Source organism: Hansschlegelia plantiphila, from assembly GCF_027922265.1.
GTDB classification, from domain to species: Bacteria; Pseudomonadota; Alphaproteobacteria; order Rhizobiales; family Methylopilaceae; genus Methylopila; species Methylopila plantiphila.
The window spans coordinates 370,336-377,795 of record NZ_BSFI01000002.1 but is presented as its reverse complement, the minus strand read 5'-3'; the positions used below and the strand labels follow the sequence as shown (position 1 = coordinate 377,795).

6 protein-coding genes and 2 tRNA genes are annotated in these 7,460 nt (G+C 66.9%); 4 read left to right on the top strand and 4 right to left on the bottom strand.

The window, feature by feature from the left end:
* From PKE75_RS03200 to PKE75_RS03190, 3 genes are all read right to left on the bottom strand, one after another.
* Positions 1-124 (bottom strand): GTP-binding protein (locus tag PKE75_RS03200; RefSeq protein ID WP_246685181.1); only part of this gene is annotated, 124 nt, incomplete at its 3' end.
* Positions 125-267: 143 nt separating this feature from the next.
* Positions 268-341 (bottom strand) — tRNA-Gly (locus PKE75_RS03195).
* Positions 342-373: 32 nt separating this feature from the next.
* Positions 374-458 (bottom strand) — tRNA-Tyr (locus PKE75_RS03190).
* A gap of 196 nt (positions 459-654) precedes the next feature.
* On the opposite strand from PKE75_RS03190, the gene PKE75_RS03185 reads away from it, so the two are divergent.
* Positions 655-1,515 (top strand): TrmH family RNA methyltransferase, encoded by an 861-nt coding sequence (locus PKE75_RS03185; RefSeq protein WP_271167245.1) that lies wholly within the window; start codon positions 655-657, stop codon positions 1,513-1,515.
* Here PKE75_RS03185 and PKE75_RS03180 read toward each other — a convergent pair.
* Positions 1,478-2,698, bottom strand: a complete 1,221-nt coding sequence (locus tag PKE75_RS03180) for an MFS transporter (RefSeq protein ID WP_271167244.1) — start codon at positions 2,696-2,698, stop codon at positions 1,478-1,480. The genes PKE75_RS03185 and PKE75_RS03180 overlap by 38 nt on opposite strands.
* 736 nt (positions 2,699-3,434) lie before the next feature.
* On the opposite strand from PKE75_RS03180, the gene PKE75_RS03175 reads away from it, so the two are divergent.
* From PKE75_RS03175 to PKE75_RS03165, 3 genes are all read left to right on the top strand, one after another.
* Positions 3,435-5,123, top strand: a complete 1,689-nt coding sequence (locus tag PKE75_RS03175) for an MFS transporter (protein WP_271167243.1) — start codon at positions 3,435-3,437, stop codon at positions 5,121-5,123.
* Between the two features lie 310 nt (positions 5,124-5,433).
* Positions 5,434-6,861 carry a mannose-1-phosphate guanylyltransferase/mannose-6-phosphate isomerase gene (locus tag PKE75_RS03170; RefSeq protein WP_271167242.1) on the top strand — a complete coding sequence of 476 codons (1,428 nt, stop codon included), beginning with the start codon at positions 5,434-5,436 and terminating at the stop codon, positions 6,859-6,861.
* A gap of 136 nt (positions 6,862-6,997) precedes the next feature.
* A complete protein-coding gene (locus PKE75_RS03165) occupies positions 6,998-7,285 on the top strand; it encodes a hypothetical protein (RefSeq protein ID WP_428979095.1) in 288 nt (95 codons plus the stop codon).
* Positions 7,286-7,460 lie beyond the last annotated feature (175 nt).

The following is a 7,460-nucleotide window of genomic DNA, read 5'->3' as shown; positions in this document are numbered from 1 at the left end:
CCCCGCCCGTCTCCGCCAAAACCTTCGTGATCGCAGCCGTCAAAGACGTCTTGCCATGGTCAACATGGCCAATCGTCCCGATGTTGCAATGCGGCTTCGTCCGCGCGAACTTTTCCTTGGCCATGGCTTTAAACCGGTTTCCCTGGGGTGTCGCAGAACCGGGCCTTACCGGCGCGGATCAATTACGGATGCGCCGCATACGGCGCCTTTGGCCTGCTTATCAAGCCCGACGCGTCGTGCCGCATCGCTATCGAGGTCGAAGAAGGCTGGAGCGGGTGAAGGGAATCGAACCCTCGTATTCAGCTTGGAAGGCTGCTGCTCTACCATTGAGCTACACCCGCGCGCCGCTGGTTATAGCGCAAGTCAGGCGGGATGGTGGAGGGGGTTGGATTCGAACCAACGTAGGCTGAGCCAACGGATTTACAGTCCGTCCCCTTTAACCACTCGGGCACCCCTCCATGCTGAGGTCCGGACCGGCTCGGCCGGGCTGGATCGGACATCGGCGCATGCGCCGACGACCGCCTTAGCGGGGGGTGCTTTAGGGGCCGCCTTGCCCCGGTGTCAACCGCAAAACCACGCAGGGGTTTGCCAAGCCCTCGGGCGCGTGACAGAACGCGCGCTCCCCGACAGCCTCCGACCACAAGACGCCAGCCGATGCGCCCGCCCCGTCCCCCACGCCCAGCCGGCGGCTCCGACGCAGGCCGATGGAAGCGGCGCGACGCCAAGCCGCGCGGCGGCGACCAGCATCGCGCCTTCCCGCGCGACCATGACGGCCCGGTCGTGCTTTACGGCCATCACAGCGTGGCGGAGGCGCTCGCCAACCCCCGCCGCAAGCTCATCCGCCTGATGGCGACCGAGAACGCCCTGGCGCGCCTCGCCGAAGCCGGCCTCGCCGACCGCATCACGCCCGAAATCGTACGGCCCGGGGCGATCGATCGTCTGCTCACGCCCGACGCCGTCCATCAGGGCCTCTACCTCGAGGCCGAGGCGCTGGACGGCCCGACGCTGGAGACCATTCCGGAGGACGGGCTCGTGCTCGTGCTCGACCAGATCACCGACCCGCACAATGTCGGCGCGATCGTCCGAACCGCCGCCGCCTTCGCGGTCGACGCGATCGTCACCACCGCGCGCCACAGCCCCGAGGCGACTGGGGTGCTGGCGAAGGCCGCGAGCGGCGGGCTCGAACATGCCCCGATCGTGCTGGTCCAGAACCTCGCCCGCGCGCTCGACAAGCTGGGCGAGCGTGGCTTCGTGAGGATCGGGCTCGATTCCGACGGCCCCGCCCCGCTCGACGAAGCCACGCTCGGCAAAGGCGGAGTCGCCCTGGTGCTCGGAGCGGAAGGCAAGGGCCTCCGGCAGCTCACGCGCGAAACCTGCGACCGCCTCGCCAGGCTCGACATGCCCGGCGAGATCCGCAGCCTCAACGTCTCGAACGCTGCGGCGATCGCGCTTTACGTCGCGCGTCGCGCTCGGACGGTCAGCGCGGCCGGCGCCGCGGCCCAAGGGCTGGAGTAAGCGCGAGCATCGCAGCGGCCACGGCCGCCATGAGAAAGATCGCCGGCCGGAAGTCGCCGGCGACGTCCCGAATTGCTCCGACAAGGAGGGGACCCGTCGTCGCGACGAGGTAGCCCACCGTGAGGACGAAGGCGTTCCAGACGTTCGCCTCGTCCACGGTGCGGGTGTTGTCGAGCGGGAGCGTCATGCCGAGGGTGAAGCCGCCCCCCAGTCCGACGGCGCAGATCGGCACGAACAGGAAGGGCGCCGCGCCCGGCCAGATCGCGAGCGGAAGCAGGCCGGCCAGGCTCAGCAGACCGCACAGGGCCAGGAACGGGCGCCGGTCTTCCGAGCGGCTGAGCCAGCCGAAAACCGGATTGGAGCACATGAAGACCGCCGTGAAGCTCGCCAGGATCAGCCCTGCGGTGGTCGCCGAATAGCCGAGCTCCTGATGGATCGGCGAGGTCCAGGACAGGATCGCGTAGAAAAGCCAGTTGTCGCAGGCGAAGAACAGGGCGACCAGCCAGGCCTTGGGGTCCCCCAGCGGCAGCGCCGTCCGCGGTTCGCCCGCGACTTTGACTTCGCCCATCCCGCGCTCACTGGCGACGACGACGCTCCACGCCAGGATCGCGACCACGCCCAGAACGCCCCACATGCCCGAAGCCAGCCTCCAGCCCGAGGCGGAAGCGGCCGCAACGGGGCCCGTAGCCGCCGCCGCGAGAGTGCTGCCCAGCGATAGCGCGGTCGCATAAATCCCCATCATCATCGCCGCCTTGGCGGGAAAGCGCGCCTTGACGAAGCCCGCGATGAGCGCGCCGACGACGGCGATCCCGGCGCCGACGCCGATTGTCGCGCCGAGGAGGGTGAAAGGACCGGCGGCGAAGGCGCGAATGACGATCGAGGCGCAAAGCAGCGCCAACGCCCCCAGAATGACCCTGTCTCGGCCGAAACGGCGCGCAAGCCATGGAGTCGGCAGGGCGAGGAGCCCCATCAGCAGATCGGGGATCGCGACAAGCAGCGCCGCCGCTGCGTGAGACAGACCGAATTCAGCGCTGACCGCGGGCAAAAGCGGCCCGGTGGAGACGATGCCCGGCCGCAGGCTGAGGGCCACCAAGACGACGCCCACGATCGCGAGGGTCGCGCTCGGCGCATCGAACACGGTCCGCGGACGGTCGGCGGCCGCGTCGACCTGCTCATCCAGCATGTTCGATTATCCCCGCAGCCCGCCGCACGACTTATGATTTTTCGCGCCGGCCCCCCGGCGGTCGCCAAAACCTGGCCGGCGAGGCTCCGCCGAGGCCACCGCGTCAGATCGTGATCGGTCTCTACGAAATAAAATGACGCGGGGTCAATGACCTAGCGCGGCGGGAACTGGTTGATCCGGGTCGCTGCGTCGGTACGCACCGTCGGACCGCTCTGGACGATCGGCTCTCGCTGCAGTCCGATTCGAGATCGGCCGAAAGCGTCGAGCGTGTCGGGCCTTCCCGGCACATTGACGCGCCGGCCGTTTGCGCCGTAGCGCGGCGGATCGAGGGGACGGATCGTGGTCTGGGGCGCAGTCACAATTTCGGGAGACCGCCTGCCCCGCCGCGCAGCGCGATCCGGCGCGCCGGCCGGCCGCGTCACGGCGCCGGGGCGTTGATCGCTCGGTTCCGCGATAATTGAGGGCGTGCGGTACTCGGCGCGGGCCGAAACCGCAAAACCAAGCGGGATCAAGGCCGAAGCCGCCAAAAGTCTCATAAACCAACGTCGCATCGCGGCTCCTGTCGACGAGTCGTCGTCCCTGCCTGTATCTATGGACCTGCGACATTCTGCGCCAGCCCTCCCCCGGAGACGGAGCGGCGCCGTCGGTTGCGGAAAGCCGTCCGTACGAGGCGGCGAGACAAGGCGAACGCCGCACTGCGCGGACGAGGCCGGAAGGACGTCGGGGGTAAAAAATTATGGCGGTGGCGAGCACGACTCTGGCGCCCGAGAGGGCGAAGCCGATGACGCGTGAGGAGAAGAAGGTCATCTTCGCCTCGTCGCTCGGCACAGTCTTCGAATGGTACGATTTCTACCTCTACGGGTCGCTCGCCGTGATCATCGGCGCGCAGTTCTTCAGCCAGTATCCGGAATCGACGCGCGGGATCTTCGCGCTGCTCGCCTTCGCTGCGGGCTTCCTCGTGCGCCCGTTCGGCGCCTTGGTGTTCGGCCGCGTCGGCGACCTTGTCGGCCGCAAATACACCTTCCTCGTCACGATCCTGATCATGGGCCTGTCGACCTTCGTCGTCGGCATTCTGCCCAACGCCGCGACGATCGGCATCGCGGCCCCGATCATCCTGATCGCTCTGCGGCTGCTGCAAGGGCTCGCGCTGGGCGGCGAGTACGGCGGAGCCGCGACCTACGTGGCGGAGCACGCTCCCCAGGGCCGCCGCGGCTTCTACACCTCGTGGATCCAGACCACCGCGACGCTCGGACTTTTCCTATCGCTTATCGTCATCCTGACCACCCGCACGATCATCGGCGAGGCGGCGTTCGCCGACTGGGGCTGGCGCGTGCCGTTCTTGATTTCGGTCGTGCTGCTCGGCATCTCGGTGTGGATCCGGATGTCGCTGAGCGAGTCCCCGGCCTTCCAGAAAATGAAGGAGGAAGGCACGCGTTCGAAAGCGCCGCTGACCGAGTCCTTCGGCCAGTGGCGGAACGCGAAGATCGCCCTCATCGCGCTGCTCGGCCTCACCGCCGGCCAAGGCGTCGTGTGGTACACGGGCCAGTTCTATGCGCTGTTCTTCCTGCAATCGATCCTCAAGGTCGACGGTTATACGGCGAACCTGCTGATCGCCTGGTCGCTGCTGCTCGGGACCGGCTTCTTCGTGTTCTTCGGGTGGCTCTCCGACAAAATCGGCCGCAAGCCGATCATCCTCGGCGGCTGCCTGATCGCCGCCCTCAGCTTCTTCCCGATCTTCACCCAGATCACCACGCTGGCGAACCCGACGCTCGAGCGCGCCATCGAGACCATCAAGGTTTCGGTGATCGCCGATCCGGCGGAATGCGGCAGCCTGTTCAACCCGGTCGGCACGCGCAAATACTCTGCGCCGTGCGACCTCGCCCGCGACTTCCTGTCCAAATCGTCGGTGCGGTACGCGACCGAAGCCGGAGCGGCCGGCGAACCGACCAGGGTCCGGATCAACGACCAGGAGATTCCCTACGTCGCGGGCGCCGCGACGGCGGAAACCAACAAGGCGGTGCTCGCAGGTCTCCAGAGCGCGGGCTATCCGAAGGCGGGCGACGCGCAGATCGTGAAGATGGCGCATCCGTTCGACATCTTCCGCGCGCAGACCGGCGGCATCATCGCGATGCTGTTCATCCTCGTGCTGTTCGTGACGATGGTCTACGGCCCGATAGCCGCGGCGCTGGTGGAGCTGTTTCCCACCCGCATCCGCTACACCTCGATGTCCCTGCCCTACCATATCGGCAACGGCTGGTTCGGCGGCCTGCTCCCGGCGACCGCCTTCGCCATGGTGGCCGCCACGGGCGACATCTATTACGGCCTCTGGTACCCAATCGTGTTCGCGCTCATGACGGTCGTCATCGGCCTGATCTTCGTGCCGGAGACCAAGGACCGCGACATCAACACCTACGAGCACGCCTGAACGAACGGGCGGCCGCGCGGCCGCCTGATCACGAAACAAAAGGGCCCTGCGCTTACGGCGTAGGGCCCTTTCATTTCCGCGTTCCGTCCTGACGCGCATATCGCGGGGAGGCCGGGCCGCAGATGGCTGAAACACCTCCCGAAGGGCGGTCAGGCGCCGTTGCGGAGAGATATGCGCTGGCGCTACACCACCGATTTGTCGCTCAAGCCACTTTCCAAGCGCCTCGCCGTAAAGCTCGCCTAAAGTTTCCCGCCGCCATGCTCTGAGACCGGTTCGCCGTCCAGTTCATGAGAAAGCGTCCAGGAGCGAGATGAGCACGTCCCTGATCCATCCGGTCCTCCTGTCGGGGGGCGCAGGCAGCCGTCTCTGGCCGCTGTCCCGCGAGACCTATCCGAAGCAGCTGCTGATGCTGAACGGCGAGGACACCATGCTGCAAGAAGCGGCTGTTCGGGCGACCGACGCCACGCGCTTCGCGCCGCTGGTGGTGGTGGCCAACACCGAACATCGCTTCGTGATCGCCGAGCAGCTTCGCGCAAAGAAGATCAACGACGCCCGCATCGTTCTCGAGCCGGAGGGCCGCAACACCGCGATGGCGACCGCCGTGGCGGCTCTGATCGCAAGCGACAGCGATCCGGACGCCCTCATGCTGCTGATGCCGGCCGATCACATCATCAGCGACCGCGCCGCCTTCCTCAGGGCGGTCGACGCCGGCGCGGCGGCCGCGCGCGCCGGACGCCTCGTTCTGTTCGGCGTGACGCCCACCGAGCCCGCGACCGGCTACGGCTACATCCAGCGCGGCGCAGCGCTCGACGGCGCGCCGGGCGTCGCCGACGTCGCACGTTTCGTCGAGAAGCCAAGCCTCAGCGTCGCGGAGGGCTACCTGCGCGCCGGCGACTATGCCTGGAACAGCGGCATCTTCCTGCTGAACTGCCGAACCTTCATCGCGGAGCTCGAACGCCACGCCCCGGACGTGCTGGCCTCCGCCAGGACGTCGATCGCCGACGCCACCGAGGACATGGACTTTCTGCGCCTGTCGCCCGCGGCCTTCGCCAGCGCGCCGTCGATCTCGATCGACTACGCGGTGATGGAGAAGACCGACAAAGCGGCCGTTGTGGAGGCGGGCTTCGCCTGGACCGACGTCGGCAGCTGGTCGGCGCTGTGGGGCCTAGGCGACAAGGACGCACAGGGCAATGTCCGCGTCGGCGACGCCTATGCGCTCAGCTCCTCCAACTGCTACCTGCGCAGCGAGGGTCCTGCGATCGCGGCCTATGGCGTCGATGACCTCATCGTCATCGCGACGCCTGACGCGGTCCTGGTGCTGCCCAAACATCATGACCAGCAGGTCAAGGCGCTGGTCGACCTTCTGAAGAAGGAAGGCGTCGCCTCGGCCACGCAGACGCCCCGCAACTACCGGCCTTGGGGCTTTTACCAATCGATCGAGGCGGGCGACCGCTTCCAGGTGAAACGCATCACCGTCAATCCGGGCGCGAAGCTCTCGCTGCAGAAGCATTTCCACCGGGCCGAGCACTGGGTGGTGGTCAACGGCACCGCCCTCGTCACCCGCGACGAAGAGAAGATCCTGCTGCGGGAAAACGAGTCCGTGTTCCTTCCGCTCGGCTGCGTGCACCGCCTCGAGAACCCTGGCAAACTGCCGCTCAATCTGATCGAGGTGCAGTCGGGGCCCTATCTCGGGGAAGACGACATCGTCCGCTTCGAGGACGTCTACGCCCGCGTCTGACGACATCGCGAAAGCCAAGCCCCAGCGTTTTGCGTGAGCCCCTCGGCGTCGCATCAAGAGGCGCCGCCTGCCTCCGGAGGATGCTAATCGAGGGCTTCTCCGCGCCGATTCCCGGCGCCAATAGAATGGGCTTGGAATGAAAGTTGGTATGCGCGCGCTTCTCGCCGCACTCGTCGGCGTCGCCGTCTATGTCGGAGCGATGCTCTACGATAAATCTCGCGGAGCTGAATGGGTCGTCTCCCCAGAGCAGATCGAAGCCGCGAAAGCCGAGGGCAAGGCCGGCGTCGAATCCCGGCCGGGCTCCATCACCGTTCTGCCAATCCGGTCGGAGACCGCCGACGCGCTTCCGCTCAAGTGGGCGCTGTGGGGGATCGGCGCGGCGGCCATGATGTTCTACTCGCTCCGGAAGCGGAAAGTGGCCTGACGGACAGACGGGACCCGACGCCAAGAAGGGCCGAGCGCGAGGCTTGACCAAAATGGCCGTTCGGGCGATGAGCGTTCGCCTTCAGCGGCGAGCGGGTAGTCACGAAATACGGCACAGGACAATCGGACTGCGATGTGCTGCATTGCTCCAAGTAGCTGACGCCGCTCGTAAATTA